Origin of the sequence: Paraburkholderia sp. UYCP14C (assembly GCF_004197395.1) — a bacterium.
Classification (GTDB): Bacteria; Pseudomonadota; Gammaproteobacteria; order Burkholderiales; family Burkholderiaceae; genus Paraburkholderia.
Genome location: NZ_SELS01000279.1, coordinates 1 through 1,051, shown reverse-complemented (window position 1 = coordinate 1,051; position 1,051 = coordinate 1). Strand labels below are relative to the sequence as shown.

Sequence of the window (1,051 nt, the reverse complement as noted above, 5' to 3'; positions counted from 1 at the left end):
TCATGCCCCTCCCCAAGCCCCTTTAAGCTTAGACCATGGAGTCGATTTATGTTCGCTTACTTATGCACTGGTTAGTAAGAGCTGCAAAGTGGACTAGCATAAGCACGGAGAATACGACGAAGTGCAGACCAGCCAAGGTTTCAGGCAACCGCTCGTAGTCTCTTGCCAGTCGGCGGAAACGGTTGAGCCAGCCGAAGCTGCGCTCGACCACCCAGCGGCGCGGCAACAGCACAAAGCCCTTTTGGCCTCCGGCAGCTTGATGACCTGAAGCTCAATGCCTTCGTCGAGTGCCGCTTGCGCGGGCTCGTCGCCGGTGTATCCCTGATCGGCAAACGCCACCTTGACCGTCCGGCCCGTGGCCTGCTGAACCTGCCGCGCCAGTTCTCCGACCTGCGCGCGCTCCTGCTCATTGGCCGGCGTCACATGTACCGCGAGCAGTTGCCCCAACGTGTCCACCGCCATATGCACCTTGCTGCCTTTTTTGCGCTTGTACCCGTCATAGCCTGCGCGCGGACCGCTCTCGCACGTCGACTGCAGCGTGCGACCATCAAGAATCACCGCGCTGGGTTGACCTCGACGGTCCTGCGCAACCCGGATGATCGAACGCAGGTCGCTCACCATGGCTTCGAAACAGCCTGCCTGAATCCAGCGCTGCGTCTGCTGATAGACCAACTCCCACGGTGGAAAGTCATTGGGCAGCAGACGCCACGGCGCGCCCGCGCGCACGATCCAGCGCAACGCGTTGAACATCTCGCGCAATTCGTAGCGGCGCTGCGGCGCATCTTTGCTTATCAAGGTCAGATACGGAGCAGCGAAGTTCCACTCTTCATCAGATACATCCGTTGGATAGGGCCTGCGTTTTTTCATCCCGCCAGGATACCAGGTCTGACGCGAAGTTCCTAACACGCTCTAGCAGGCTGTTGAAAAGCGCCTCGTCATGAGGACCGAAGCGATGATCAGGAGTGTTTCGCGTGCAATTTCCAGCTGAAATCCGGATGCGCCGATCAGTTTGCGCAGGCAACGCGCCTGAGCGGGGTTGCCAGGCCTCGCA

1 pseudogene is annotated in these 1,051 nt (G+C 59.8%); it reads right to left on the bottom strand.

Features of this window, described 5'->3' with window-relative positions:
• Nucleotides 1-46: 46 nt before the first annotated feature.
• A pseudogene (locus tag EVC45_RS44830) lies at nucleotides 47-867 on the bottom strand (IS5 family transposase).
• Nucleotides 868-1,051 lie beyond the last annotated feature (184 nt).